The sequence below is a fragment of the Geitlerinema sp. PCC 9228 genome (assembly GCF_001870905.1).
In the GTDB taxonomy this organism is placed as follows: domain Bacteria; phylum Cyanobacteriota; class Cyanobacteriia; order Cyanobacteriales; family PCC-9228; genus PCC-9228.
This window is the reverse complement of sequence record NZ_LNDC01000046.1, coordinates 1-26,143: the sequence shown is the minus strand read 5'-3', so window position 1 is coordinate 26,143 and position 26,143 is coordinate 1. Positions and strand designations below refer to the sequence as shown.

20 protein-coding genes and 2 tRNA genes are annotated in these 26,143 nt (G+C 51.6%); 8 read left to right on the top strand and 14 right to left on the bottom strand.

The features are described 5' to 3' along the window. Positions 1 to 146 precede the first annotated feature (146 nt). From tkt to acpP, 3 genes are all read right to left on the bottom strand, one after another. A complete protein-coding gene (tkt, locus tag AS151_RS03190; protein WP_071515621.1) occupies positions 147 to 2,150 on the bottom strand; it encodes a transketolase in 2,004 nt (667 codons plus the stop codon). A gap of 255 nt (positions 2,151 to 2,405) precedes the next feature. Continuing rightward, a complete protein-coding gene (fabF, locus tag AS151_RS03185; protein ID WP_071515620.1) occupies positions 2,406 to 3,680 on the bottom strand; it encodes a beta-ketoacyl-ACP synthase II in 1,275 nt (424 codons plus the stop codon). A gap of 204 nt (positions 3,681 to 3,884) precedes the next feature. Beyond that, positions 3,885 to 4,133, bottom strand: a complete 249-nt coding sequence (gene acpP, locus AS151_RS03180; protein WP_071515619.1) for an acyl carrier protein — start codon at positions 4,131 to 4,133, stop codon at positions 3,885 to 3,887. A 401-nt stretch (positions 4,134 to 4,534) separates the two neighbouring features. Here acpP and AS151_RS03170 point away from each other — a divergent pair, with 401 nt between their 5' ends. Then, positions 4,535 to 5,431, top strand: a complete 897-nt coding sequence (locus AS151_RS03170) for a CoB--CoM heterodisulfide reductase iron-sulfur subunit B family protein (RefSeq protein ID WP_071515617.1) — start codon at positions 4,535 to 4,537, stop codon at positions 5,429 to 5,431. 3 nt (positions 5,432 to 5,434) lie between these two features. Here the strand turns inward: AS151_RS03170 and AS151_RS03165 are convergent, their stop codons facing one another. Continuing rightward, entirely contained in the window at positions 5,435 to 8,239 is a 2,805-nt protein-coding gene (locus AS151_RS03165) for a GAF domain-containing protein (protein ID WP_071515636.1), read from the bottom strand. A gap of 811 nt (positions 8,240 to 9,050) precedes the next feature. On the opposite strand from AS151_RS03165, the gene AS151_RS03160 reads away from it, so the two are divergent. The 4 genes from AS151_RS03160 (at position 9,051) to larE (ending at position 13,541) form a co-directional block, all read left to right on the top strand. Further along, the gene (locus AS151_RS03160) at positions 9,051 to 10,205 is read left to right on the top strand and encodes a quinone-dependent dihydroorotate dehydrogenase (protein ID WP_071515616.1); all 1,155 of its coding nucleotides are present in this window, start codon (positions 9,051 to 9,053) and stop codon (positions 10,203 to 10,205) included. Positions 10,206 to 10,366: 161 nt separating this feature from the next. Next, positions 10,367 to 10,753 (top strand): hypothetical protein, encoded by a 387-nt coding sequence (locus AS151_RS03155; protein WP_071515615.1) that lies wholly within the window; start codon positions 10,367 to 10,369, stop codon positions 10,751 to 10,753. A gap of 1,095 nt (positions 10,754 to 11,848) precedes the next feature. After that, a complete protein-coding gene (locus tag AS151_RS03150; protein ID WP_071515635.1) occupies positions 11,849 to 12,628 on the top strand; it encodes an ABC transporter permease in 780 nt (259 codons plus the stop codon). A 91-nt stretch (positions 12,629 to 12,719) separates the two neighbouring features. Continuing rightward, entirely contained in the window at positions 12,720 to 13,541 is an 822-nt protein-coding gene (gene larE / locus AS151_RS03145; RefSeq protein ID WP_071515634.1) for an ATP-dependent sacrificial sulfur transferase LarE, read from the top strand. 448 nt (positions 13,542 to 13,989) lie between these two features. On the opposite strand, the gene AS151_RS03140 is transcribed toward larE, so the two are convergent. From AS151_RS03140 to rimP, 8 genes are all read right to left on the bottom strand, one after another. After that, positions 13,990 to 14,550, bottom strand: coding sequence for a DUF2996 domain-containing protein (locus tag AS151_RS03140; protein ID WP_071515614.1), 561 nt, complete (start codon positions 14,548 to 14,550; stop codon positions 13,990 to 13,992). Between the two features lie 154 nt (positions 14,551 to 14,704). Beyond that, positions 14,705 to 14,980 carry a MoaD/ThiS family protein gene (locus AS151_RS03135; RefSeq protein ID WP_071515613.1) on the bottom strand — a complete coding sequence of 92 codons (276 nt, stop codon included), beginning with the start codon at positions 14,978 to 14,980 and terminating at the stop codon, positions 14,705 to 14,707. Between the two features lie 141 nt (positions 14,981 to 15,121). Further along, a complete protein-coding gene (thrC, locus tag AS151_RS03130; protein WP_071515612.1) occupies positions 15,122 to 16,447 on the bottom strand; it encodes a threonine synthase in 1,326 nt (441 codons plus the stop codon). 323 nt (positions 16,448 to 16,770) lie between these two features. After that, positions 16,771 to 17,412, bottom strand: coding sequence for a low-complexity tail membrane protein (locus AS151_RS03125; protein ID WP_071515611.1), 642 nt, complete (start codon positions 17,410 to 17,412; stop codon positions 16,771 to 16,773). Between the two features lie 96 nt (positions 17,413 to 17,508). Then, entirely contained in the window at positions 17,509 to 20,655 is a 3,147-nt protein-coding gene (gene infB, locus AS151_RS03120) for a translation initiation factor IF-2 (RefSeq protein ID WP_071515610.1), read from the bottom strand. A gap of 376 nt (positions 20,656 to 21,031) precedes the next feature. Beyond that, the gene (locus AS151_RS03115; protein ID WP_071515609.1) at positions 21,032 to 21,334 is read right to left on the bottom strand and encodes a YlxR family protein; all 303 of its coding nucleotides are present in this window, start codon (positions 21,332 to 21,334) and stop codon (positions 21,032 to 21,034) included. A gap of 73 nt (positions 21,335 to 21,407) precedes the next feature. Beyond that, positions 21,408 to 22,634, bottom strand: a complete 1,227-nt coding sequence (gene nusA, locus AS151_RS03110; protein ID WP_071515608.1) for a transcription termination factor NusA — start codon at positions 22,632 to 22,634, stop codon at positions 21,408 to 21,410. A 204-nt stretch (positions 22,635 to 22,838) separates the two neighbouring features. Then, entirely contained in the window at positions 22,839 to 23,294 is a 456-nt protein-coding gene (rimP, locus tag AS151_RS03105; RefSeq protein WP_071515633.1) for a ribosome maturation factor RimP, read from the bottom strand. A gap of 340 nt (positions 23,295 to 23,634) precedes the next feature. Here rimP and AS151_RS03100 point away from each other — a divergent pair, with 340 nt between their 5' ends. Continuing rightward, a complete protein-coding gene (locus tag AS151_RS03100; RefSeq protein ID WP_071515607.1) occupies positions 23,635 to 23,922 on the top strand; it encodes a YggT family protein in 288 nt (95 codons plus the stop codon). 11 nt (positions 23,923 to 23,933) lie between these two features. Here AS151_RS03100 and accC read toward each other — a convergent pair whose 3' ends face one another. Then, positions 23,934 to 25,295 (bottom strand): acetyl-CoA carboxylase biotin carboxylase subunit, encoded by a 1,362-nt coding sequence (gene accC / locus AS151_RS03095; RefSeq protein ID WP_071515606.1) that lies wholly within the window; start codon positions 25,293 to 25,295, stop codon positions 23,934 to 23,936. A gap of 266 nt (positions 25,296 to 25,561) precedes the next feature. Here accC and AS151_RS03090 point away from each other — a divergent pair. After that, positions 25,562 to 25,644: transfer RNA gene (locus AS151_RS03090), tRNA-Leu, on the top strand. A 142-nt stretch (positions 25,645 to 25,786) separates the two neighbouring features. Here the strand turns inward: AS151_RS03090 and AS151_RS03085 are convergent. Next, positions 25,787 to 25,860 (bottom strand) — tRNA-Val (locus AS151_RS03085). A 66-nt stretch (positions 25,861 to 25,926) separates the two neighbouring features. On the opposite strand from AS151_RS03085, the gene AS151_RS03080 reads away from it, so the two are divergent. Next, positions 25,927 to 26,085 (top strand): CPXCG motif-containing cysteine-rich protein, encoded by a 159-nt coding sequence (locus AS151_RS03080; protein ID WP_071515605.1) that lies wholly within the window; start codon positions 25,927 to 25,929, stop codon positions 26,083 to 26,085. Positions 26,086 to 26,143 lie beyond the last annotated feature (58 nt).

Here is a 26,143-nt window from a genome sequence, read left to right as displayed (position 1 = left end):
CTTTTACAGCGATCGCGATCGCTGCAGGACAATAAAAAAAGCCCTCCGATTTCGGAGAGCTGCCCTAAAATTGTTACAAAAATTTATAAATTTTCCGTGAAAATACGGTTGTAGGGGAAGCCCCCTACTCAGACAGAGTTTTGTCGTTAGCTGAGAATCGCTTTGGCTTTTGCTACCACGTTATCTACAGTAAAGCCAAATTTCTGCAAGCAGACCTTACCAGGCGCAGAAGCACCGTAGGTATCGATGGTCACCGTATCGCCTTCGCTGCCCACGTAGCGACACCAACCAAAGCTAGTACCAGCTTCCACAGCCACACGCTTGGTTACCGCCTTGGGAAGCACCGATTCCTTGTAAGCTTCATCTTGAGCCTCAAACAGCTCGAAGCTAGGCATGGAAACCACGCGGACTTTTTTGCCTTCCCCACGCAGTTGTTCCGCCGCTTCCGCACACAGGTGCAGTTCGCTGCCAGTGCCAATCAGAATAATATCGGGGGTTTCCTCGCCACCGGAAAGTACGTAACCGCCTTTGGCAGTTTTCTCGATAGAACTCCCTTCTAGATTGGGAACTCCTTGACGGGAGAGAGCCAGCAACGTGGGTCCGTCGCCGCGTTCCAGAGCCACTTTGTAGGCACCGGAAACTTCGTTGCCATCTCCGGGGCGGAAGACCACCAACTCAGGCATAGCGCGCAGAGCTGCCAAATGTTCGATGGGCTGGTGGGTAGGACCATCTTCGCCCACACCAACGGAATCGTGGGTCATAATCCAAATGGCTTGGGTCCCCGACAGGGCCGACAAGCGGATGGCACCGCGCATGTAATCGGAGAAGGTTAAGAAGGTGGCACCGTAGGGAATCAAACCACCGTGGCGACCGATGCCATTGCAAATAGCGCCCATGCCGTGTTCGCGGACGCCGAACCACAGGTTGCGATTGTGGTACTCACCTTTTTGGAAGTCGCCGGTATTTTTCAACAAGCTTTTGTTGGAACCGGACAAGTCAGCAGAACCGCCAAACACTTCCGGAACGGCATCGGCAACTGCATTGAGAACTTCTCCCGAATAGGCGCGGGTCGCCGCAGCTTTGTCTTCAGGTTTGTAAGTAGGCAGGTATTTCTCCCATCCTTCGGGCAACTTGCCAGCAATGCGGCGTTCTAATTCGGCGGCATCTTGGGGATACTTGGACTTGTAGGTAGCCCATTTTTGCTGCCATTCGGACTCCCACTGGGCACCGCGGTCGATGGCTTTCCGGTAGTGGTCGAGGGCTTCTTGGGGAATTTCAAACGGTCCGTATTCCCAACCCAACTGCTTGCGAGTGCCTTCAATTTCTTCTGCGCCCAAAGGAGCACCGTGAGCCGTGTTGCTATTGGCTTTGGTGGGTGCGCCGTAACCGATGGTGGTACGCACGCGAATCAGAGAAGGACGGTCGGTAATGGATTTGGCTTTTTCGATCGCTTGGTGGATGGCGTCGATGTCTTCGTTGCCGTCTTCTACGAATTCCACGTGCCAACCGTAGGATTCGTAGCGCTTGGTGACGTCTTCGGTGAAGGATTTGTTGGTTTCGCTATCGAGACAGATCAAATTGTCATCGTATAGGACAATTAATTTGCCCAAGCCCAAGTGACCGGCTAGGGAGCAAGCTTCCGCAGAAACCCCTTCCATGATGTCGCCGTCGCTGGCTAGGGCGTAGGTATAGTGGTCGATGATTTGGCAATCGGGTTTGTTAAAGACGGCGGCTAGGTGGGCTTCCGCATAGGCCAAACCCACAGCGTTGGAGATTCCTTGGCCTAGGGGACCGGTGGTGACTTCTACGCCGGGGGTGGCGAAGTTTTCCGGGTGCCCTGGGGTTTTGGATTCCCACTGGCGAAATTGTTTCAGATCTTCCAGTTCGATGCCTTCGTAGCCGGTAAGATACAGCAGGGCATACTGCAGCATGCTGCCGTGACCGCCAGAAAGTACGAAGCGATCGCGATCGAACCAGTTGGGATTTTTGGGATTAAATTTTAAAAAGCGGTCCCATAGAACAAAAGCCATGGGAGCAGCACCCATGGGCAAACCAGGGTGTCCGGAGCTGGCTTTTTCTACCGCGTCAACGGCTAGGAATCGAATGGAATTAATACAGAGTTTTTCTAGAGATTGGGTTGCAACTGCCATAATTTCTAGGAGTTAACGACAATTTTGGATGGGCTATTCCTCGTAGCCGAGGGAACAGGTTTTTTCCAGGAAACTAGCGTACAGACACCAACGCTGCAACAACATCGCGTTGGTGAAGCGTTTTCCCTTTCTATTATTTCACGAGTTGGGAAGCAGGAACGTCTTTCAATTGCCGAGATGGGGATCGAAATTGACCAGCTTTGGTTAGGACCCAAAAACACCATCGGTCGCGTTCCCCTTCTCCCAACCCAGGGGTTATTCTTGGTACTTGCCAAACACCAGGGTAACGTTATGGCCGCCAAAACCAAACGAGTTGGAAAGGGCGATGCGTACGTTCTGTTGGCGGCTTTGGTGGGGAACGTAGTCCAAATCGCACTCTGGGTCCGGTTCGTCGAGGTTCATGGTTGGGGGAATGCGATCGCTGGCTACGGCCATGGCTGTTGCCACCGCCTCGATGCCGCCGGCCCCCCCTAACAAATGACCGGTCATGGACTTGGTGGAACTTACCGCTACTTGGTAAGCGCGATCGCCCAACGCTTTTTTAATCGCTGCCGTCTCGGTTTTGTCGTTGGCTGCGGTACTGGTGCCGTGGGCGTTGATGTAATCCACATCCTCCGGGCGAATCCCCGCATCTTTCATAGCCAGAGAAACAGCTCTGGTGGCCCCTTCCCCATCGGGAACCGGAGAGGTCATGTGGTAGGCATCGCAAGTCATGCCGTATCCCAACACCTCAGCGTAAATGCGCGCGCCGCGGCTGAGAGCGTGTTCCAACTCTTCCAACAGCAAAATGCCGGACCCTTCTCCCATGACAAAACCATCGCGATCGCGATCGAACGGACGGCTGGCATGCTGGGGGTCGTCGTTGCGCACCGACAAGGCCCGAGCCGCAGAAAAACCGGCCACACTCAAAGGGGTAACCGCCGCTTCCGTACCGCCACAAAGCATGGCTTGGGCATAACCGCGCTGGATCAACCGAAAGGCATCGCCCACAGCATTGGAACCAGCCGCACAAGCAGTCACCGGACAGGAGTTGGGTCCCTTCGCTCCGGTGTGGATAGCTACCAAACCCGCCGCCATATTGGCAATCATCATGGGAATCATAAAGGGACTGCAGCGGTCGGGGCCCTTAGACAAGTAAACCTGCTCTTGGTCTTCCAGGACTTTCAAGCCGCCAATCCCCGTGCCAACAATGGCACCCACCTGTTCTGCATTCAAATCATCGATTTGAAACTGCGAATCTTCCAGGGCCTGTTTGCTAGCGCCCACGGCAAACTGGGCAAAACGGTCCATCCGCTTGGCCTCTTTGCGTTCGAGATAATCTGTGGGGGTAAATCCTTTGACTTCTCCTGCTATTCGGCTAGCGTGCTTTGAGGCGTCGAACAGCGTAATTTCTCCGATGCCGATACGTCCCGATAGCAATCCCTCCCAATAGTCAGAAAGCGTATTACCAATCGGCGTAATCGCGCCCATGCCTGTTATGACAACCCGTCTTTTTGGTTCTTGCTCGAGTTCCCAATTGTTTCTCGTCATGTCACCTTGGTGGGTATTTCGCCCTTAAACAAAGCTTCAAAGCCACCGCACAATTTATTGACCCCAGATGCTTGGGTCATGATGCCAGTTCTTGGGAGGCTACGCGGTGGAGGTAGGCAAAAGGAGGGTACCAGCCAGCAGACAAGAGCCAAGCTTGCCTGCCAGCAGTTTCCCCGAGGGGGTGCGAACCGGCATGAGAACCCCTTAGGCGGAGGCTTTTAGTTGCTCGCTGATGTAATCGACAGCTTCCCGCACGGTGGTGATTTTTTCTGCAGCTTCATCGGGAATTTCAATGTCGAATTCCTCTTCCAGCGCCATGACCAACTCCACCGTATCCAAGGAATCGGCGTTGAGGTCGTTGGCAAAGTGCGCTTCTGGTTGTACGTCGTTGGCATCGGCTTCTAGTTGTTCGGCTACGATGGTTTTGACTTTGTTGAAAATTTCTTGATTCATAAAATTCTCCAGTTGGAAACTCTACTTCTTTACAATGAAAGAAGAATACGCTTGGGGGTGGTTCTCCCCGAAAAGCCGGCAGGTTCGCAAGCAAGGCCGGACCTACCTCTTGCCGGGCAGGTCCAGCTCGGACCGAGGCCGTAAAAACCCAGCTCGCGGGGCTACCATTTACTGGGATGCCCTCTGGTGGTTGGGCAACCGATCGCGAATTGGCAGAAAGCTGGTGTTCCTTGAGCATGGGGCTTGCTGCCCGATCGGAATACAATAGGGAAATGGTAGTAGGCTATACTTTCCCATCATATCGGAAACTGGGTTGGACCAAACCACTTTCATGAATTTTTCTCGCCAAGAAAATTTGCGATCGCGCTAGCGAGACCAACTGCTGTTTTTTTCGGTTTTCCATGTCTTTAAAATACGCTTATTTTCCCGGTTGTGTAGCTCAGGGTGCCTGCGACGAACTCTACCAATCCACCGGTGCTATTACCGAACACTTGGGCATCGAATTGGTGGAGCTCAAATCGGCGGCTTGTTGCGGGTCGGGAACGTTTAAAGAAGATTCCCAACTGTTAGAAGATACGGTTAATGCCCGCAATATCGCTTTAGCTGAGTCCCTGGGATTGCCCCTAATGACCCACTGCAGTACCTGTCAGGGGGTCATCGGCCATGTGGACGAGCGCTTGAAGGAAACGCAACCAACCGACCCCAGTTATATAGAGAAAATTAATGGTTTTCTTGCCGAAGAAGGCTGCTCGCCTTATCGGGGGACGACAGAAGTCAAACACCTGCTGTGGATTTTGGTGTCCGACTACGGACTCGATGCCCTTCGCGATCGCGTACGCAAATCTCTGCAAGGATTGCACTGCGCTGCTTTTTACGGCTGCTACCTGCTGCGGGCACAAAAACACCTGCCCTTTGACGACCCCCACAATCCCCAATCCATGGAAAATTTATTCCGCGTTTTGGGGGCCACACCAGTGGAATATCGCGGCAGAACCCAATGCTGCGGCTGGCCGCTATCCAGCTACGCCCCCGAAACCTCTTTTCAAATGGCAGGCAAGCATTTACAAGCAGCAGTCGCCGCCGGGGCCGATTGTATGGTTACCCCCTGTCCCCTGTGTCACTTGAATTTGGATTCGCGACAGCCGGAAGTCGCCGCTACTATGGGCGCGGCCATTGACCTGCCCGTTTTGCACCTGCCGCAGCTGGTGGGATTGGCCCTGGGCCTGTCCCCCAAGCAGTTGGGATTGGAACGGCACATGGTTTCCACCCAATCGGTTTGGCGCCAGCTGGGTTGGTAGAAACTATTCCCGATGGGATAGGGGCAAAACAGCGCGGGTGAGGATGCGTTGGTCTTCTAACTGGGAGACAAACAAATTCCCCCCGCCAATTTGCAAGATGCCACGGCAGACTTTCCAGTGCAATCCTGGGGGATGGTCCAGGGGCGACGGTTGCAGCCAGTCGCCGGGGTTTTCGGCTTGCAAAGCTTGGATGAGCTGCGGATCGAGCTTGCCGTTATCGGTAATGGATAAATCCAGCCAATGCTGGTCTACGGGGCGACACCACACGTCGATACGACCACCCACGGGAACCCGCAAGGTGGCTGCCAGAAGCAGTTCGTAAAGGACTAATTCTATTTTGAGTGGGTCCACCGCCACGATAAACTTGCCTTCGCTGTGGACTTGATACCAAATTTGCCGCTGCTTGATGGCCGGTTGCAGCCGCAAGAGGGCGCGTTTGAGCAATGTGGGCAAGGGAACGTTGGTCTGCCCTCCTTGCAGTTCCCACTGTTCCTGTTTGAGCAAGGGGGTCATTTGCTGGAATGACTGACCGATTTGCTGCCGAATTTGGGAGAAGGTTGTATTTGCTGACGATTCCGATTGGTTCATCTGCCGCAGTAGGGTGCCTACGGTACGGTACACTTTCTCCAAGCTGCGATGTTTGTACCAGTTGAGGCATTCCAGATTTTCTAAATGGGTTTGCTGCTTCTGGGTGAGGGTTTGGTAGCGGCGGAACCAGGCAAAATTGCGCACGATGGTTTCTACCACGCTGGTATAGCTGATGGGAATGGCCGCGTCGCGGGCATCTCCAACCACCACCATGCCCATGGGTTCGTACAGGCTTTCGGTATGCAAAGCCATGACCCACACTTGGTCGATGGTGGCTGGTAACCAGTCGCGGGTGGTATCGGGCAAATCTTCCATCGCAAACGGACCCACCAGGGCATCGGTGGAAAAAGCCCACTGCACCAACATATCGTTTTGCACGTCGATGGTGGTTTCGCCGTTGAGGGCGTAGTTGCGATCGGCAATGACTGTCGCCAGAATTTCGCCAGTGGCACTGCCTGGCGACCAGGCGATGAGGGCGGTGAGGGGGGCGTTGAGAAAGCTGGCGATGGATTGTAAGGCGGAACGGTCTAAATATTCTCCTTTGTGGGTTTGTTGCAGGCCGCTCAAAGTGTTGCTTAAGGTGGCATACAAATGCTGCTGGCGTTCGTTGTTGCGGTGTAGCTGCCACTGATGGAGGATCAGACCGATTTGCTGAGCGACCACCCGCAGCAATTCTTGTTCGGAGGGTTCCCAGGTGCGCGGCGATTGGTGGGTGACCAAAATCAGACCTTCTAGGGCGGCTGAGGTGTTTTTGCGAGGGGACTTTTGCTCTTCCCCACAGGTACACAACAGGATTGACTGCACGCCAACTTGTAAAAAGCGATCGCGCCAAGCTACCAAACGCAAATCTTCCTGCCAGTTTTCAATATCGATGGGTTCTTGGGCTTTTTTTAGCAACTGTGCATCTACGTCATCGAGGGCTGGTAGGGGCGAATCCAGGCGGCGGCGGTTATCGTGGCTTTGATAGCAAATATCAAACTGCAACAGGTCGTCGTTGTACAACAAAATCATGACCCGCTCTACCCGCAGGCGTTTGCTGAGTGCCTGGGCGCATCTTTGCAGGGCTTGTTCCCAGTCGTCGTCGCTGTAGATTGCCTGGGCAATGCCGGAGGTGAGGGTGGCATCCAGCCGGGTTTGTTCCATAGCTTCTTCCAGCTGGTATAAGGGATAGGTAAAGGCGATGAGCTGGGCGGCACCGCGCAGGTATTCTTTTTCTTCGTCTTGCCAAATGCGCGCTTCGTCTCCTTCTACTGACAGAAATCCCAATAGTTCTTCCTGACAAATAATTGGGGCTGCCAACAGCGATCGCGCTTGGATTTGATGCATCAAGCGGGTGGTGGCGTCGGCTTTCAGGGAAGAGAGGGCTTCGCCAATGGCTACCACTTCGTCGGCACGCAAGGATTGGTAAAATCCCCGCACTTCCTGCACGCTTATGCCAGTGGCGGATTCGGTGTTGGGTTGGCGTTGGTTAGAAACTTGACTTTGCCGGTTGGTGGTGCGACGCCAAAAATATCCCCGTTGGGTTTCCAACCAATATACGTTGGTGTGGGTGGGATGGAGAAATCGGTGGGTCTGTTCGACAACTTTCTCTAGGGATTCGTCGAGGTTCAAACAAGAACGCAGCTCCGAAAGCAATTTTAAAATCGGCTCGTGGGGATGTTTGATTTGAGCGCGCTGTTTTTCGATTTCCCGTTGGTGTAAGGCAGCGCCCAATTCCCCTAAAACAATGGACAAACGTGCTTTTTCGTCGGGTTGTGGGGAAATACCCCACAGTTTTGACCCCATCAGGATGACGCCGTAGCATTGGTCTTTATACCGAATTGGAACAATGATGGTGCCTTGAACGCCCAAGTTTTCCGCAATTTGCCGCCATTTGCCTGCCCGCCGCTCTACGCGCAAATCCGGAACGCCCACTGGTCTTTGCTGAATCACCACTTGTTCCAACAAATCGCCGGGGTTGAGGTTGGTTTTTTCGTTGAGAAACTTAGCATTGGGCACTGGCGCTACCCCACCACAGCCTTCTAATTGGTGCGTCAGGCGATCGTACAAACCAATCCAAAGCAGTTCGTAGCTAAATTCGGATTGTAAGTACTCGACGGTCGTTTGCGCCAGTATGTCAATTTGCTCTTCTTCCCGCAGTCTCTGGAGGGCACGCCCTAGAGCAACAAGTTGCTTGCTGTAAATACGGGAAATGTCTCGCCTGTACGTCTGTTGACCCATTAAATTTATGCCCGATTTGACATCTGAATAACAAACAGGAATTGCGAAGTTGGGATGGTTCTCCAACAGCTTTTCCATCTAGCTATTGCCAGCTACCCACCCTCTCGATAGTAGACGTTAGGTTCCCCCTTTGAGTTCGTTATGGCAGCTGGTTGGAGAAATCCCCGGTTTTATTACTTTATTTTGAATCGAAAACGGCTACCAACTGCTACTTCCTATATGGGTAATTTCCTTAACATTATGCGACTTCTTTGAAATTCATATCTATAGCCATCATGGCAAAATATGGGTGGGATTATGGCGGCGCGAGACACTGACCACCTTTTGCCCCACTCAAACATCCTTTCGATGTCGCAACCATATGCTCTACTTGCAGGGGAACATCTTGGACCCCACAGTAAGCACATTGTCTACCCCACTTCTGACACAGGTATTCGGTAAGTTCGTACTGGTAGAGGGTTCCCTCTGTTTCCCAAACCTATTCAGCGCCAGCAACTTTCTCTAGCTCGAGCGAGCTATAATATAATTTGCTGTGGTTGGTTGCCTTCCCTACAATTTTATACGTCTGCACCCTGAGTGGCTGTTTTGTCCCTAGCAGACTCTTTGGCAAATATCTTTTAGCTGGCTGTTTCGATGCATTGGGCAGGGATGGCCGCGGCGATCGCGCATACAGCCATCATAATCTGCTTTTTGACAGACAACAAGTTCAATCGGCCAGAAAAAAGGTAGACCACCTTCTAGATTTCTTATTATTTCCCTTTTGGCTTCCTCGATGGCATGTTGATAGGGTTTGATAGGTTTGGATGTAACTGTGGATATCTACAAACAGGCTCTACGCCCTTTTTTGTTCTCGTTTTTAAAAACCGATCCGGAATTTCTCCACCACCAAACCATGCGGTTTCTCGCTTGGTTGGACCGCTCCCCTCCCGATCCTCTGGCGCGGCGGATACGCGACTATTTGGCTCATACCTATGGTTTTGAGGATGCGCGCTTGCGGCAAACGGTGTGGGGCATCCCCTTTGCCAATCCTTTTGGGCTGGCGGCTGGGTTCGATAAAGATGGTACGGCGGCTGGGGTTTGGTCGCATCTGGGGTTTGGGTTTGTGGAGTTGGGTACGGTGACTTGGCATCCCCAACCGGGCAATCCTCCCCCGCGTATGTTTCGCTTGACCTCGGATTTGGCGGCGATCAATCGCATGGGGTTTAACAACCGCGGTGCCCAGGCACTGGCTGCCCAGCTACAACAACGCTGGCAAGACGCTTCTTCCCCGATTCCGGTGGGGATTAATTTGGGTAAGTCGAAGGTAACCCCTCTGGAAGCGGCGGCGGCGGATTACGAGCGCAGTTATGAGGTGTTGCAGGGGTGGGGAGATTATTTTGTGGTGAATGTTTCTTCTCCCAACACGCCGGGGTTGCGATCGCTACAGGCTGGCGATCGCTTGGCCCCTATATTGCAGGCTTTACAAGCCAAAAATCAAACCAACAAGCCTTTACTGGTGAAAATTTCTCCGGATTTAACCTGGCAAGAACTGGCAGATATCTTAGAGCTGGTAGAAGCTTACCACATTGCTGGTATTGTTGCTACCAATACCACTTGCGATCGCGCTGGGTTGCAGACAACAACCATTGCCGCCACTGGCAATCCTGTGGCACAAGAAACCGGTGGTTTGAGCGGCGCTCCTTTACGTTCGCGTTCTACGGCAGTGATTCGTTGGATTTGGCAGCAAACTCAAGGAAAAATACCGATTATCGGCGTTGGTGGCATTTTTTCGGCAGATGATGCTTGGGAAAAAATTACTGCTGGTGCTACTTTATTACAAGGGTATACTGGTTTGGTCTACGAAGGTCCGACTATGGTTGGTCGCATTTTACAAGGACTTGGTCAAAAACTGGATGCGGGTGGCTTTTCCCATATCGGTGAAGCGGTAGGGAGTGCTACCCAATTTCCCCAAACCAAGTCCCATTAAAATGCGCAAGCGATGGTTCAAAGGACCGGCTTTGCCATCAACCTCGTTGGCGTTTCTACCAATCCGAAAAAAATCGAGCTTTTGTATTGGCTAATACAAACTTTCTTCTCAGTTTGTATCTATAGTTTTCTCTATATCTACTTGTGTTTTTTGGGGGGACAATGAACGCAAAACATTTTCCGATTGCTTTTTTCTCGGCTGTTGCTATTGTTTCTAGCTTGGCTTGGGTGAGTCAAGAACCGGCGGCAGCCTGTATTTTACAAAAGAGTGGCGGGATTGTTACTTCCCAAAATTCTCCGAATTCGCTAAATACGCCATTTTCCGATATTGACCCGAAAACTTGGGGCATTGCAGGTGCTTCTATTGCAGCACTTGGTGGCTTCATTGCCGCTGGCGTTTCCTATCAAATGAAAAAGCGCCAAGCAACTGCTGAAGATGGTTTCGAGTTCGAGGCTGAAAGCGAGTTGGCACTGGCCACTTCTTCGCAAACAGATCGCGAAGAATCAGAAAAACTCAGTTCGGAACGCGAACCAGCCGTCACTCGCTAATTATTCATCAGCCGCAAACTCGCTTCGCTTTCTCCCATGCCTCCAACAACGCCTTTGTTGGGGGTTTTTTAGCAGGAAGTTACTTATACCATTTCTAAAAAACAATGATTTTCTGGGAGTCTCTAATTGCCCTGGTAGGGGCGCTTCGCGAAGCGCCCCTACTAACGCGTTGCGCCCCTACAAAAACACACCATTTATTTATTGCAGGTTTTTCAAGAGATCGCTTAACAAAAATTTAGGAAACTATTTTCGCGCTGCCTAGATGTTTGAGTGAAGGAAACTCAAGCGAACCTTCCCCTGTAAAAACCGAATAATTTTTTAAACTCTTAGAATTATTATAGTTCCAAAATTAAGACCTGTCAATATATCAAAACCATCTCCATCAAAAATTAACGATTGTTTCTTAGGGGAGGAACGACCTTTAGAAAGCTAGGGATGTAGTCATTTTTCCTTATGTTTTTTTCGATTTTTTCGTTATGCACCAATGTGGGGCATCTCCAAGCAAGGCACCAGTTTGGTTAGCAAATTTTTTTCCCACTATTTTTCCAAATATGGTATTCTTTTTCTGGACACTCTTAGATAATGGGAATAGACGAAAATTTTTAAATAAAACATACTATCCCCATTATTTAAATTATAAGTCAATTCCTCTCCAAAATCAATCCCCAGTCACCAAAAAAGTTTCACTTTCACCATTTTGCGATTTCAAAGCCAAAATCCATTGAGAATAGATGTAGATATTGAAGTGCAGAATGAAAGAATCCCCTGCTCCCTTGTTAAGGGAAACGGTCTAGCAAAATTCTGAAATTGCTGTAGAGGGATTTGTATAAATTTCTACTCGTAGATTTTTCCTTAAGTCGTTAAGCTTTTGTAGAGGTGTTTTTGTAGGGGGCGCAACGGGTGAGCGCCCCTACCAAGACAATTGATAGCTTTTCGTTAGAAAGTTTTTGTTTTTCAGAAAAGGGATTCCGAAGAGCTAGGCTGTGCAACGAGCATTTTCTTCAACAAACGATTCTAGCGATCGCCTTGGTGTTGTACAATGAGAAATCGAGTGCAACAGGCCCTCTTTCCATTGTGGCCAAGCGAGGGATGGTTATGAACTTTCAAAGAATTTTGACCCTGGCTACCAATGTATTTGCCGAAACCATTCGCGATCGCGTTTTGTACCTAATTGGATTGTACGCGATCGCTCTGCTAGCGGGAGCTCAAATGCTGCCCCAACTAGCCGCCGGCACGGGAGATAAAATTCTACTGGATTTTGGTCTCAACATCATGAGTTTCCTAGGGCTAATTATCACCATCTTTGTTGGCACCAACCTCATCAACAAAGAAGTCGATAAAAAAACCATGTTGGTCTTAATTTCCAAGCCCATTGCCCGTTGGGAACTCATCGTCGGCAAACACTGGGGACTATCCTTTGTTCTAGCCATTTTGGTCTTTGCCATGACCATTATTTACCTGTTGGTTTTATGGCTCAAACAGGTACCGTTTGAACTAGGCAGTTTGTTGCTAGCCAGTTTGTTTTTATTTTTGCAGCTGGCTCTCATCACCGCCGTCGCGATTTTTTTTGGTGTATTCACCAGTTCTTTGCTAGCGACCCTCCTCACCTTTGCTATTTACTTAATGGGTCATTTTACGCGGGATTTATTGGAATTTGGAGAAATTAGCGAAAGTCCCGGTTTGCAAAACCTCGCCCAAGGACTGTATCTCATTTTGCCGGATTTGGCACGTTTGGACCTCAAAAACCAAGCTGTATACGGTATCGAAGCGTTACCGCAAGCTTCTACCTTAGCCACCAACGTTGCCTATGGCATTGTCTACGTTATTTTACTACTCGCGATCGCCTCTTGGATTTTTGCGCGCCGGGAATTTTGAAACAAACAACAACATTGGCTGCAAAGTCAGAAAAAACATGCCAAGCTAGAAAAACAACATCGAATCGCCTATGACTAACCCAATCAAACCTATGCTGGAACAAAAACTAGAACAACTACGCCGTTTGTTCCAACAAATGGATCGGGCTTTAATTGCCTATTCCGGCGGCATTGATAGCACCCTAGTAGCCAAAGTCGCCTACGACGTGCTGCAAGAGAAAGCCTTAGCTGTAACTGCCGTCTCTCCTTCCCTGCTGCCAGAAGACCTAGAAGATGCCAGAGTGCAGGCAGCCACCATCGGCATTGCCCACGAGGAAGTGCAAACCCAAGAAATGGAAAACCCCAACTACACTTCCAACCCTGTCAACCGCTGCTATTTTTGCAAGAGCGAACTGCACGATACCCTCAAACCCATGGCACTGCAGCGGGGATATCCTTACGTAGTAGATGGCGTCAACGCCGACGATTTAGCCGACTATCGCCCCGGCATTCAGGCAGCCAAAGAACGCGGCGCGCGCTCTCCCCTAGCGGAAGTGGGCATCACCAAAACCGAAGTGCGCGAACTTTCCCAGCAGTTGGGATTGCCTTGGTGGGATAAACCGTCGCAACCCTGTTTATCTTCCCGTTTTCCCTACGGTGAAGAAATTACCGTCGGTAAGTTACAGCGCGTTGGTAGAGCGGAACGCTACCTGCGACAGTTGGGATGGAAGAATTTGCGGGTGCGCTCGGAAGGGGAAACCGCTAGAATCGAACTACCCCCAGAACAGATAAAAGAATTCGTTTTTACCACGGAACTACCGCCCTTGGTAGCAGCTTTTCAAGAATTTGGTTTTCTATATGTGACTTTGGATTTGGAAGGCTATCAAAGCGGCAAGCTCAACCGGGTTCTAGAAATGACCCAGGCTGCCAGTTAGTTTTTTTAATTTTTTTAGAAACCTGCAACAGATCATCGGATCTTTTGGTAGGGGCGTTCCCACAGCGCCCCCGATTGGGGAAATTGGGATATTTCAGAAATTATTGTTTTTCATCTCAAATCCGACTATGGGCAAACCACAATGATTCTGCAGGGGCAACTCTGGTGTGGTTGCCCCTTTCGTGGGAGGGCACTACCCTGACGTTTTTGTGGGTCTACATATATCGGATTTGGGATTGGAAATGCGATCGGAATTCGATCGAATCCCCACTCCAGAGAAGAGAGGGGGATTTGCTGATTAATACCAAATCTGATGTGCACAAACCCACAAAAATGTAGGGGGAACGCCCCCGTGCCTACCCCTACAAAAGGAACCCACAGCGGGGGTGACCCCGACAAAAAAATTGTGGTTTTTCCATGTCGGATTTGGTATGAGATAGCGGGTGCCATTAGTTGCGCGCCAGCCATTTTTGGGCGTTCAAACGCTGAATGACACCAAAGACTAGTAACTGCAAGCTTACCTTGCGATCGTCAATGAGAAAAGGTTCGATGGTACTGGCTTGGCTGGAACTGTCAGAACAGGAAAAACCTTTCACCCCTTGAATGTCGGCTTTGGGAAAATAAACGCGAAACTGGCGCTTGCCTTGATTCCAGCGACCAACCACCTGCCAGCAGTCTTCTTTGGGGTTGGCACCGAACAGGGAAACTTTTTGTTTGGTCAGGTTGAGTTCAATATCTTCCAAACCTTCTTTCATTAAGGCTTCTTTGAGGGCTGGCAAATAATCTTGATGCATGAAATCGGCAAAGGGTTTGTCTTCTACCGAAGGTTCTTTTTTCTTACCTTTTGCCGCACCTTTCGCACCACCTTTGGCGGAACCTTTGGCAGCAGAAGTTTGACCAGAAGCTGCTTTGGCTTTGGTTTGTTGTTCCCCTTGGGAATCGGCAGCAGAGGTGTTTGATTCTGGTTTTTGCTCCGATTTTTGTTGTTGGTTATTGTTTTTTTCTGCCATTGTTAATCGATCCTTATCAAACGTTGGGCAACGGTTCGTATAGCTAGGATGCTATGTTTTCCTGTTATCTATCCTAATAGAGAAGCCGGGGATACCTACCAAAAATATGGCAGATTACCCGGCTTGCGAGAACTTAATTTCACCAAGGGGGCAATTATCCCCCAGCTACGGCAGGCACGATGCTGACTTCATCGCCGTCGTTCAGCGTTGTTTTCACGTTATCGAGAAAGCGAATATCTTCGCTGTTGACGTAGAAGTTCAAGAACCGTCGGGGAACGCCATTTTCGTCGCAAAGACGTTCTTTGATACCGGGGCAGTTGCTGTCTAGCTCGTCAATGAGTTCGGAAATATTGCTGGCGTTGCATTCCAAGGTGGATTGGTTGTTGGTGAATTTTTGTAGGGGAGTAGGAATGAGAACTTTTACGGACATAGGGATTTTACGTGCAGAAACGATTGACTTCGATCGTTAAGAGAAATTTTTTACAGTAGCTTTTGTACAGTAGCTGCTGTTGTTTGTAGCACTCGATTCAATAGATGTTGGCTCGAGCCAATAGGGACCAAACTATTTACCTTATACCAAAATTTGTTCCCAGTCAAGGCGTTCTAGGGTGTGGGAACGTTCTAAAGCACGCTCGAAGCTTTCCAGTTTTGGATCGATGGTGAGGGGTTCGCCGATGTATCCGTGGACGGCTTCTTGGGTTTTCAAGCCATTGCCGGTGATGTAGGTGACGGTGGTTTCGTCGGGGTCGATTTTGCCGGCTTCGGCGAGTTTCTTCAAGACGGCGACGGTGGTACCGCCGGCGGTTTCGGTGAAGATGCCTTCGGTTTCGGCGAGCAGTTTGATGCCTTCGATAATTTCGGCGTCGGTGACGGTTTCGATTTCGCCGCCGGTTTGACGGGCAACATCTAGGGCGTATACGCCGTCAGCTGGGTTGCCGATGGCAATGGATTTGGCGATGGTGTTGGGTTTGACTGGGGTAACGAAATCGCGACCTTCTTTGAAGGCTTGGGCGATGGGAGAGCAGCCTTCGGCTTGGGCACCGCTGAAGCGTACGTGTTTGTCTTCCACCAGACCGGTTTGGATGAATTCTTGGAAACCTTTGTGAATTTTGGTGTATAGGGAACCGGAGGCGAGGGGAACGACGACGCGGTCGGGGAGCTGCCAGCCCAATTGTTCGGCGACTTCGTAGCCTAGGGTTTTGGAGCCTTCGGAGTAGTAGGGGCGCAGGTTGATGTTGACAAACCCCCAACCGTGGGTGTTGGCTACTTCGGAACACAGGCGGTTGACCTGGTCGTAGTTGCCTTTGACAGCCATTAGAGTCGGACTGTAGATGAGGGTTCCCAGCACTTTGCCGGCTTCTAGGTCGGCGGGGATGAAAACGCAACAGTCAATGCCGGCGTGGGCAGCGATCGCGGCGGTGGAGTTGGCGAGGTTGCCGGTACTGGCACAGGATACGGTGGAAAAGCCGAGTTCTTTGGCTCTGGTGAGCGCTACGGAAACCACCCGGTCTTTGAAACTGAGGGTGGGCATGTTCACCGCATCGTTTTTAATGTAGAGATTTTTGATGCCGAGGCGTCGCCCCAAACGATGGGCTTTGACCAAGGGGGTCATCCCTGTGCCCACATCAATGGGATGGTCGGTGGCAATGGGCAGAAAAGGACGGTAGCGCCAGATGGATTTGGGACCCGCTTCGATAGCTTCCCGCGTCACGGTCAGGCGTAGCGCTTCGTAGTTGTATTTCACTTCCACGGGTCCGAAGCAGAACTCGCATACGTGCATGGGTTGGAGTTCGTACTCGGCACCACATTCTTTGCATTGCAGCTTCTCGAAGCCGGCTACCGTACCGTCTTCGTGCTGGGGATGGTTGTGGAGTGTTTTGTCAATTGCCTGGGTCATCCGTCAAATCCCTCTCTACGTCTCGATTCAGTGGTCTGGTTTGTGCTTTGTTCGCAAATACTGGCTTCGATAGTACCACAGGGGATAGGCGGCGTCAAAAATATCCGACTAATTTTGTCGGGTATTTTAAGTGCCCAGTTTGGTAGGGGTAAAGGCGTTTCTCTCTAAGTGGTTTGTAAAAAAAACAGCAAATGAGTGAAAATTTTTGTGTATTTTATTTGACGATTTGTAATATTGGGTGGGCAAAACGACCTGCTTGGGGGCATTGAAAAGATGGAAAATCAAAAAACCCAAACCCGAGTGTTGGGTTTGGGCGGTGGCGGTTAGGAAGTTGGTTTGGAGGGGGCGGTTTCTGGCGGTTCTTTGACGGGCAACACACCTCGCTGGAGCTGCCAGCCGACAATGGTAAAGTGGTTCTGAATTTCTTCTACAGATAGTGGGGGTGTGTTGGTAAAGGTGGCTGCTGGGGTGAGCAAAACTTCCAGAACGCTGAAGGGAACTTGGGTAAAGAGGTTGACCAGGAAAAATGCGATCGCGGCAACCAACAGTCCCACTCCCCGCCATGGAGGCATCCAAGCTACGACAGAGCTGGCAACGGGGGCCCAAAGATAAATTGGCCACAGCACAATCGCGATCGCGACTGCCACCAACAAAGGCAGCAGCCAACCGAGAAAACCGCGCCGTTTCCTCGCCAAAAAACGGTTTAAAATCTGTCGCTTTTGTGCGGAAAGTTGCTGCGGCTGCGTCGCCACCACCAGCACGCTATAGATGTAAAAAGGACGCGCCACCTGCATCCACAGCACCAATAACAAGCCAGGCAACGATACCAAGGCAAATTCCACCGCCACCGGCAACCCGGGGTCGCCAACGGCCAGTCCCAACAGGCAAATCCCCAAAAACAAAGGAACCGCAGCAATGCCCGTTAGGTGCAACCAAAGATAGGGATCGAGACGAAATGCATTCATAAGCAATATCTAAAAAACCATAGAAAAAAAGCGATCGCTACCACAAGCGATCGCCCTTGAATTTACCATTGTCAGGTACCCAAGCACCAATCTCCTCTATTCAGAAAGAGTGCGACGCTTGGTTGCCATGCGATAGCACTCAATGCTATCCCCTTCCTTCCAATCGTTGAAGTTATTGGTACCGACACCGCACTCGTAGCCGGACTGAACTTCCTTGACATCATCTTTCACGCGCTTGAGGGAATCAATATTGCCCTCATAAAGCAACTCATTGCCGCGTTTGACCCGGAGCTTGCTGTTGCGTACCAGCTTGCCCGAACGGACATAGCAACCAGCCACCGTACCGCGTCCCACCGGGAACACAGCGCGCACCTCGGCTTCGCCCAAGTCTTCTTCCACCAACTCCGGTTCCAGCAACCCTTCCATGGCTGCCTTCACATCGCTGAGCAGATTGTAAATCACGTTATATTCCCGTACATCCACACCGGCGCGGTCGGCCGCCGTACGACTTCCCGGGGCAAAAGTCGTGTTGAACCCAATAATCACGGCATCGCTGGCTGCCGCCAAATCCACATCTGCCTCCGAAATTTCCCCAGGTGCTGCCAGCAACAAGCGAATTTGCACCTCTTTTTGCGGCAATTGCTTCAAGGAAGCACGGATAGCCTCCACCGAACCTTGCACGTCTGCCTTCAGGATCAAGTTGAGCTGCTTCAGCTCCCCTTCCTTTACTTGTGCCGACAGGCTGCCCAGGGTAACACCGCGAGACAGAATGCGGGACTGGCGCTGTTCTTCCGCCCGTTTTTCTGCCAAAGCCCGGGCATCTTTTTCATTTTCAAACACTTCAAAATCGTCGCCGGCAGAGGGAACATCGTTCAGTCCCAAAATCTGTACCGCCGAGGAAGGACCGACTTCTTCCACGCGCTCGCCGCGATCGTCAATGGTTGCCCGTACCCGACCAAAGGTAGGTCCGACCACCAGAGCATCGCCAACGCGCAGGGTACCATTTTGCACCAACAAGTTCGCCACCGGACCACGGGATTTGTCCAAATGGGCTTCAATCACCGTTCCCCTGGCCGGACGATTGGGATTGGCGGATAGCTGTTCAATTTCCGCTACCAACAGCAACATTTCCAGCAGGGTTTCCAAGTTTTCCCCACTCACGGCGCTCACGGGCACCATAATGGTTTCGCCGCCCCATTCTTCGGGAACCAAACCGTGTTCCATGAGTTCTTGCTTCACCCGGTCTGGTTGCGCCCCTTCTTTGTCAATTTTGTTAATAGCTACCACCAGGGGAATGCCAGCGGCTTTGGCGTGGCTGATGGCTTCCACCGTTTGCGGTTGCACGCCATCGTCTGCCGAGACCACCAAAATGGCAATATCGGTTACCCGGGCACCCCGGGCACGCATGGCCGTAAAGGCTTCGTGACCGGGGGTATCTAGAAAGACTACCTTCTCAGTACTACCGTTGTGTTCCACTTCTACGTGGTAGGCACCAATATGTTGGGTGATGCCACCGGCTTCGCCACTGGCCACGTTGGTTTTGCGAATGGAATCGAGCAAGGTGGTTTTGCCGTGGTCCACGTGACCCATGACGGTAACCACTGGGGGACGCAATTCCAGGTGTTCCAGGTCGGATTCTTCCAGGAACTCGGATTTGCGCGCTGCCGATTCTTCGGCTTCGGTTTTCACTTGGACGCCAATTTCCGAGGCCACCATTTCGATGGTGCTGGTATCCAAGCTCTGGGTGACGTTGGCGGCAATGCCTTTCATAAACAGCCGCTTGACGATTTCCGTTTCGGGAACCACCAGCAGTTCGGCGAGTTCCTGAACGGTCATATCGCCTTTGACGGTAATTTCCTCGGGGCGTTGCTTCTGTTCGCTTTGTTGCTTGGCAGCGCGGCGACTGGCAGCGGTACTTTCGCTTCCCTTGTCGCTGCTGGATTTTTTCTTCGGTGCTGCTGGTTTGCTGGGTTTGGGTGGTCCGGCTTTCGCTGCCGGCTGGTTGGGTTTGGGCGGGCGCTCCATGGACCGATTGACCGTGGAGTTGCCTTCATCGACGCTGAGGGAGCTGTCAATGTCTTCTTCATCTTCGTCTTTAATGGGTTTGGGTCGTTTGGCTTTTTTCGCCGGTTTGGCTTTTTCAGCACTTTCCCGTTCCGGCTCGCGCTTCTCGCGTTTTTTGTTTTTCTTAGAAGAGCGCGGGGGTTTGGGTCGCTTCGCTTGTTTTTCGGTTTCTGAGGTGGTTGTTTCCGAATTTTCTTCGGAATCGGAGGCAGATGTGTCTTCGGTTTCTTGTTCTTCTACACCTTCAGGAGGTTGTTTGGGGGGTTTGGGTTTGGGGCGTGTTGGTGTGGCAGCTGCTTCCGATTTTTGTGGGGAGGCAGGGCGGGAAGGTTTGCGACTGCCGGTGGTAGCTTGACCCGAGTCGCTACTTTCTTTGGCGGGTTTGGCAGGTTTTTCTGGTTTTTCTTTTGCTGCTGGTTGGGCAGGAGCTTCCGGTTTCTTGGGTTTGGGGACCGGACGCTTGAGCTGGGGCGTTGGTTTTTCCGACTGGCTTTGACCAGATTCAGCAGCTCCCTCGGATGGGTTTTCGGGTTGGCTGGCTTTGGGTTTTTGGGGAGGATTGGGTCGCACGGGAGGTGGTGTTAGTTGGGGTGCTTCGGCAGCGGCTGGCTGCTGCGATCGCTCGGTTTCGGGTTGTTTGGGGGCTTGAGGCGGTGTTGGTTGTTCCACGGGTTTGGCTGGTTGGGCAGCGGACGATTCGGCTGGGGATGCGGTGGCGGAACCGTTGCTTGGCGTTGCGGGAGGTTGGGATGGCTTGGCTTCGGTGGTCTCGGTGGCAGGGGTTTCCCCATCTCCATTGCCGGTTTCTGTCTGGTTTGAGGTGGCTGGTTGTGCCGGTGGGGATTCGGGCTCTGGGGAGACTGGGGGCCTGGGAGGTTGGGGTTTTTGCGGTGGGGCAGCTGGCGAGGTCGCTTCCGAGGTGGTGTGCTTGCGAATTTCCAAGATTTCCTGTTTGTGATTTTCTTTACTGTGGCCGTGGGTGAGGTCGGCGACATGGCGGCCATCCCCGGCCGAGACATATTGCGATGCGTAGGTGCGAATCCGTTCGGCGTCGGATTCGCTGATGGTGCTGCTGTGACTTTTGACGGCTATGTTGAGTTGTTCGCAAACGGCCAAAATGTCTTTATTGTCGAGATTCAATTCTTTGGATAGTTCGTAAATTCTGACGCGATTGTTCATTCCTTTTTCCCCTCTCAGGCCTACCAGTTGTACGGAAGTGGGAGTAGCGAGCAGGGGAATGGAAATTGGTGCACCGTCGGCGCGAGCCTATAACCTAAATCCCTACTGCTTCCTCCCGGATGGATTTTGGGTTGTACCTCCAGCTCACCATCACGGGCGATGGCGGTTTGGATAATGGCATTTGAGAATGCCTCATGGTATTTTTTTGTGGTTGTTGGTGTTTGCCTTATGGCGGATAGCATGGCTCGCTCGGGGCGAGATGCCGGTACGGTTGGATATGGGTTGTAAATAATGATGGTTCGGATACAAAATCAATTGGCAATCGTGGGTTTGCGGTTGGTTGGTGGCACGGCGATTGCTGGTTGGGGGGAGCTACTTAGGTATGGGGTTGGCTGCCAGTAGCGATCGCGTTGGTCTGGAATCGGTTTTGGGAGGACTGCAATCTTTGCCAGAGGGTTGGGTAAATCTCGGGAGGGACTTTGGCTTTCAAAGCTTTTCCCAAACGATTTTTTTTCTGTGCGGCTTGCAGGCACGCTGGGTCTGGACAAATGTAAGCAGAACGTCCCATCCCTTGGTCTAATTGTACCTGATGGGACGGGTAAACCCGAACCACCCGCCAAAAAGACTCTTTTGGTCCAACGCGACGACAGCTAATACAGCGACGGTAATTTGATTTCACCAAGACAAGCTACGGAATACGAGGTTTTGACTAGAAAACGTCCGCCATGCTTTCCGTCGGCGCGCTGTCCTACTTATTCTTCTATCGTAGGAATCGCTGGCTCGACTACCTCGGTGCTGGAAACGGCGGCTGGTGCTTGCGATGGGCTTTCGGCTGCTTCTGGTTTGGGTTGGTAGTTGGCGGAATTCTTAATGTCGATTTTCCAACCCGTCAGCCGGGCGGCGAGGCGGACGTTTTGTCCTTCTTTGCCAATGGCCAAGCTCAGTTGCGATTCCGACACCAGAACCAGGGCTTGACGGTTTTCCGGATCTACCAATTGTACCTCATCAATCTTGGCAGGGGATAGGGCATTGGCAATATAAGTGGCGGGGTCAGGGGACCAGCGAATGACGTCGATTTTTTCGCCGCGCAGTTCGTTGACCACTACCTGAATGCGGGAACCGCGCGCCCCAATACAGGCACCAACGGGGTCTACATCCAGTTCTAGGGTATCCACGGCGAGTTTGGACCGCGCCCCCACGTGGCGGGATGGCGGATTGGCTTCCCGGGCTACGGAAACGATGCGAACAATTTCGTCTTCGATTTCTGGAACTTCGTTGGCAAACAGATAGGCAACCAGGTTGGCATCGGTACGGGAAACCAACAGTTGGGGTCCGCGGTGCATGCCTTCGCTGACTTTTTTCAAGTACACCCGGAAGGTGGCGTTGGCGCGGTAGTTATCGTTGGGAAGCTGTTCTCGTTTGGGGAGTTCTGCTTCTACTGGCGGTCTACCAAAGCCGCTGCTGACGGCGAGGATTACGGATTGGCGCTCGAAGCGCAGGACGCGCCCCTGTAAGACGCTGTGTTCCAGTTCGCGGAATTCTTCTTGAATGAGTTTGCGCTGTTGGTCGCGCAGTTTTTGTTTGAGGACTTGCTTGGTTTGAATGGCGGCCATGCGCCCGAATTCCCCTTGTTGGGGGGTGACATCCAAAACGACTGTGTCTTCCAGTTGGGCTTCTGAGGCGACTTCTTGGACTTCTTGCAGGGAAATTTCGTGGTCGCTGTTTTGTACTTCTTCCACGATTTTTTTGGTGGCGAGGACGCGAAATCCTTCTTCTTCTACGTCCATTTCCACTTCAAAGTTGTCGAAGTAATCGTCGTCGAAGTGGTGTTCGTTCATTTCCTGGGTACGGCGGTAGCGTTCGTACCCTTTGAGCAAAGCTTCCCGCAGTGCAGCTTGTACGGCGTTTTTGGGCAGATTGTGTTCTTGGCTGATGCTTTCGATCATGGCACTCAGCCCTGGTAACTTGACCATGGACATGGTGGTCTTCCTCCTAATTGTGAGGTGTATGCGAAGTAGTGGTTGCTGGTTCAGACCCTCGAAAAGGTCACCACCTAGGAAATTGGCTGTGCCATAGGTGGGGAGCGCTCGATGGCTCTGGTAACCAGGATGGATGGTGGGAAGGTTTTGATTGGTGAAATGGTGGTATTGGTAGGTTGGTGGTGAAAAGGGAGTCAACGGCGGTCAGTCGCTCAGTTTGACTTGGACGACCAAATGGCGGGGAATAGCGATCGCGCGGCCTTTTTGGTTGATATATACGGACTCTTCATCGCGACGAATTAACTTGCCAGTCCACTCCTGATGCCCCTGATAGGGTTCGCTGGTATATACCAATACGTCGAACCCGCGAAACGATACAAACTCGCGATCGGTGCTTAACTGGCGCGATACACCGGGACTAGAAATTTCCAAAACATAGGCACCGCTAATCAACTCGGTGGTATCCAGGGTGCTTTCCAAAGCACGACTCATACGTTCGCAGTCGTCGATGCTGGTCCCATCTGTGGGATTGCGAATGTCAACGCGCAGGACGGGGGGACGTTGGTTGGTTTGAAATACTGCCCCCACTACTTCTAAATCTAGCGATTCGGCGATAGGAGTGGCGATTTCGATAACTCGATTGATAATGGGGTGACTCATGGATGTAATGCAGCACGGACTAAGGATGCCTCGAACCAAGCAGGCAACAAGCAAGGGGAAGGAACTCGATCGGGGATGCTTGGCAGCCACCAATGGTCCTGCAATCCCAGCGATCGCAAAAAAAAGTGGGTTCCGACCCACTTTCATAGGAAATGATGTCTTCCGCTGGTGGCGAACCGTTCCCGATCCGCCATCACTCCATAGTTTAGCTTTTTGCCATGTGAAATGGCAAGTTGCTCTGTCCCCAGACAGTGGTAGCTGCTTCCGCCGTCAGCTGCCTTCGAGATCCAGCCCCCAATGACCTACAATAGACAAACGCAGCGTTTACAAAACTTCATCCATGACTTCTGTAACTATTCTTTCCTGGACCCTCGGCATCCTCTTCGCCCTCATGACCCTTCTGTTCATCTTCCGCATTGTGCTCAGCTGGTACCCACAAATCGACCTCAAACAATTTCCCTTCCGTTTGGTCGCTGCCCCCACAGAACCCTTTTTAGCCCCCACCCGTAAAATCGTTCCACCTCTGGGAGGTGTTGACATTACCCCCATCATCTGGGTGGGAATTTTCACGCTGCTGCGGGAATTGCTTTTGGGGCAGCAAGGTATTCTAACCATCATGGCTTCCTAAAACCACTGTGGTTATCCCTCTTGCCGGCTAGCTTGCATAAAATTTTCCACAAATTTTGTCGAAACATTCCCCGCCAGAAACTCCGGCGTTTCTAAAATTTGCTGGTGAAAACCAATGGTGGTGGGAACCCCTGTAATTGCACACTCGCGCAATGCCCTCCGCATGCGTACGATCGCGCTTTCCCGATTGGGTGCCCAAACAATCAACTTGCCAATCAAAGAATCATAATACGGGGGAATCTCGTAATCCGTATAAACATGGGAATCCATCCGCACGCCAATCCCTCCTGGCGGCAGGTAGGCGCTAATTTTTCCAGGGCAGGGGCGAAAATCGTATTCCGGGTCTTCCGCATTGATGCGGCATTCAATGGCATGACCGTTGAGAACCACTTGGTCTTGGGTCAGCGACAGGGGATCTCCTTGGGCAACGCGAATTTGCTCGGCAATCAAATCCACCCCGGTAATTGCCTCGGTCACGGGATGTTCCACTTGAATGCGGGTATTCATCTCCATGAAATAAAACTCTCCCGTTGCCGACAGCAGGAATTCCACCGTTCCTGCCCCCACATAATGAATCGAACGCGCCACCCGTACTGCTGCTTCTCCCATGGCTTGGCGGAGTTCGGGAGTCAGTGCCGGGCTGGGAGCTTCTTCCAAAAGTTTTTGGTGACGCCTTTGGATAGAACAATCCCGCTCTCCCAGGTGAATGGCGTTGCCGTGGCTATCGGCGAGGATCTGAATTTCTACGTGGCGGGGTTGTTCGACAAATTTCTCGATGTAGACGCCGCCATCGCCAAAGGCAGCTTCGGCTTCCCCTTGCGCGGCTTGAAAGAGTTTGGGCAATTCTTCGTCGTCGTTGACCAACCGCATACCGCGACCGCCCCCCCCGGCGGTGGCTTTAATCATGACGGGATAGCCGATTTCCCGGGCAATGGAAAGGGCTTGTTTTTCGGAGGTGACCAATCCTTCGCTGCCTGGTACTGTGGGAACTTTGGCTTTTTTGACGGTTTCTTTGGCGGTGGATTTATCCCCCATGAAGCGAATGGAGTCGGCGGAAGGACCGATGAAGTGGATTTGATGGTCGGTACAGATTTCGGCAAATTTGGCGTTTTCTGCTAAGAAACCATAGCCGGGGTGGATGGCAGCCACGTCGCGGGTGAGGGCGGCTGAAATGATGTTGGGGATGTTGAGGTAGCTTTTGTTGCTGGAAGGTCCGCCGATGCACACGGCTTCGTCGGCGAGTTGCACGTGCAGGGAGTTTACGTCAATGGTGGAGTAGACGGCAACAGTGGCGATTCCCATTTCCTCACAAGTGCGGAGGATACGCAGTGCAATTTCTCCCCGATTGGCGATTAGGATTTTGGAAAAGTTCATGAACTTCTTCTAGCAACTGTTGGTTTCGAGCAAGCAACAAAAAAGCCATTTCCGCCCCGTTTTGGTGGTTTGGCTGGCCACGCGGGCATTGTGCCGCTTGCGGGATTTGGCCAATGCCCGAATGACTATCCTATCATGGAGAGGAAAGCCTATGATGGTTTCTCGCGGTTGCTCCATCTAGAAATCAAGAAATTTGGTTTGAGGTCTTTTCACACAAGCAGCGATCGCTTATAATGAAAGATGGCAACCAAATTGGAACCGTCCATGCGGATGTGGTGGAATCGGTAGACACGCACGCTTGAGGGGCGTGTGGCGTTAAGCCATGCGAGTTCGAGTCTCGCCATCCGCATTGGTTAGTTTGCTGTTTGCAGGAAAATCAATATATTAATTGCTGAGGGATAGGCTCTCGGCTCGCCCTCAGCATCATTTTTTGTTGCTTGAGATATCCATGAAATATCTCAAGTCTTTTTTGTTTGCAGGAAAATAAAAAATGGACGCAACTGGACTCGAACCAGTGACCTCCACGATGTCAACGTGGCGCTCTAACCAACTGAGCTATGCGTCCTCACTGGGCATGGTTTAATCTAGCACGACCCAACGGGATTGTTCAAGAGGAAAAGAAAATTTTTTTATGGAAAGCACGGCAGAGTACATTTGTGCCTTTTGCGGCGAAGCCAATCCCACGTTTGTAGACTTGAGTGCCGGCAGCCAGCAATCTTACGTGGAAGACTGCCAGGTTTGCTGCCAACCCAACGTTCTCTACATTTACCAGCATGAATCGGGAGCTTGAAAGCCCTGACTTTTTAAAGCAGGGATGAAAAGCGACCCGTGCGGCTTTAGCCGCCGTC

Excerpts from the sequence above, each read along its gene's own strand:
- tkt (WP_071515621.1), bottom strand. The coding sequence starts at position 2,150 with ATGGCAGTTGCAACCCAATCTCTAGAAAAACTCTGTATTAATTCCATT.
- fabF (WP_071515620.1), bottom strand. The coding sequence starts at position 3,680 with ATGACGAGAAACAATTGGGAACTCGAGCAAGAACCAAAAAGACGGGTT.
- acpP (WP_071515619.1), bottom strand. The coding sequence starts at position 4,133 with ATGAATCAAGAAATTTTCAACAAAGTCAAAACCATCGTAGCCGAACAA.
- AS151_RS03170 (WP_071515617.1), top strand. The coding sequence starts at position 4,535 with ATGTCTTTAAAATACGCTTATTTTCCCGGTTGTGTAGCTCAGGGTGCC.
- AS151_RS03165 (WP_071515636.1), bottom strand. The coding sequence starts at position 8,239 with ATGGGTCAACAGACGTACAGGCGAGACATTTCCCGTATTTACAGCAAG.
- AS151_RS03155 (WP_071515615.1), top strand. The coding sequence starts at position 10,367 with ATGAACGCAAAACATTTTCCGATTGCTTTTTTCTCGGCTGTTGCTATT.
- AS151_RS03150 (WP_071515635.1), top strand. The coding sequence starts at position 11,849 with ATGAACTTTCAAAGAATTTTGACCCTGGCTACCAATGTATTTGCCGAA.
- larE (WP_071515634.1), top strand. The coding sequence starts at position 12,720 with ATGCTGGAACAAAAACTAGAACAACTACGCCGTTTGTTCCAACAAATG.
- AS151_RS03140 (WP_071515614.1), bottom strand. The coding sequence starts at position 14,550 with ATGGCAGAAAAAAACAATAACCAACAACAAAAATCGGAGCAAAAACCA.
- AS151_RS03135 (WP_071515613.1), bottom strand. The coding sequence starts at position 14,980 with ATGTCCGTAAAAGTTCTCATTCCTACTCCCCTACAAAAATTCACCAAC.
- thrC (WP_071515612.1), bottom strand. The coding sequence starts at position 16,447 with ATGACCCAGGCAATTGACAAAACACTCCACAACCATCCCCAGCACGAA.
- AS151_RS03125 (WP_071515611.1), bottom strand. The coding sequence starts at position 17,412 with ATGAATGCATTTCGTCTCGATCCCTATCTTTGGTTGCACCTAACGGGC.
- infB (WP_071515610.1), bottom strand. The coding sequence starts at position 20,655 with ATGAACAATCGCGTCAGAATTTACGAACTATCCAAAGAATTGAATCTC.
- nusA (WP_071515608.1), bottom strand. The coding sequence starts at position 22,634 with ATGTCCATGGTCAAGTTACCAGGGCTGAGTGCCATGATCGAAAGCATC.
- rimP (WP_071515633.1), bottom strand. The coding sequence starts at position 23,294 with ATGAGTCACCCCATTATCAATCGAGTTATCGAAATCGCCACTCCTATC.
- AS151_RS03100 (WP_071515607.1), top strand. The coding sequence starts at position 23,635 with ATGACTTCTGTAACTATTCTTTCCTGGACCCTCGGCATCCTCTTCGCC.
- accC (WP_071515606.1), bottom strand. The coding sequence starts at position 25,295 with ATGAACTTTTCCAAAATCCTAATCGCCAATCGGGGAGAAATTGCACTG.
- AS151_RS03080 (WP_071515605.1), top strand. The coding sequence starts at position 25,927 with ATGGAAAGCACGGCAGAGTACATTTGTGCCTTTTGCGGCGAAGCCAAT.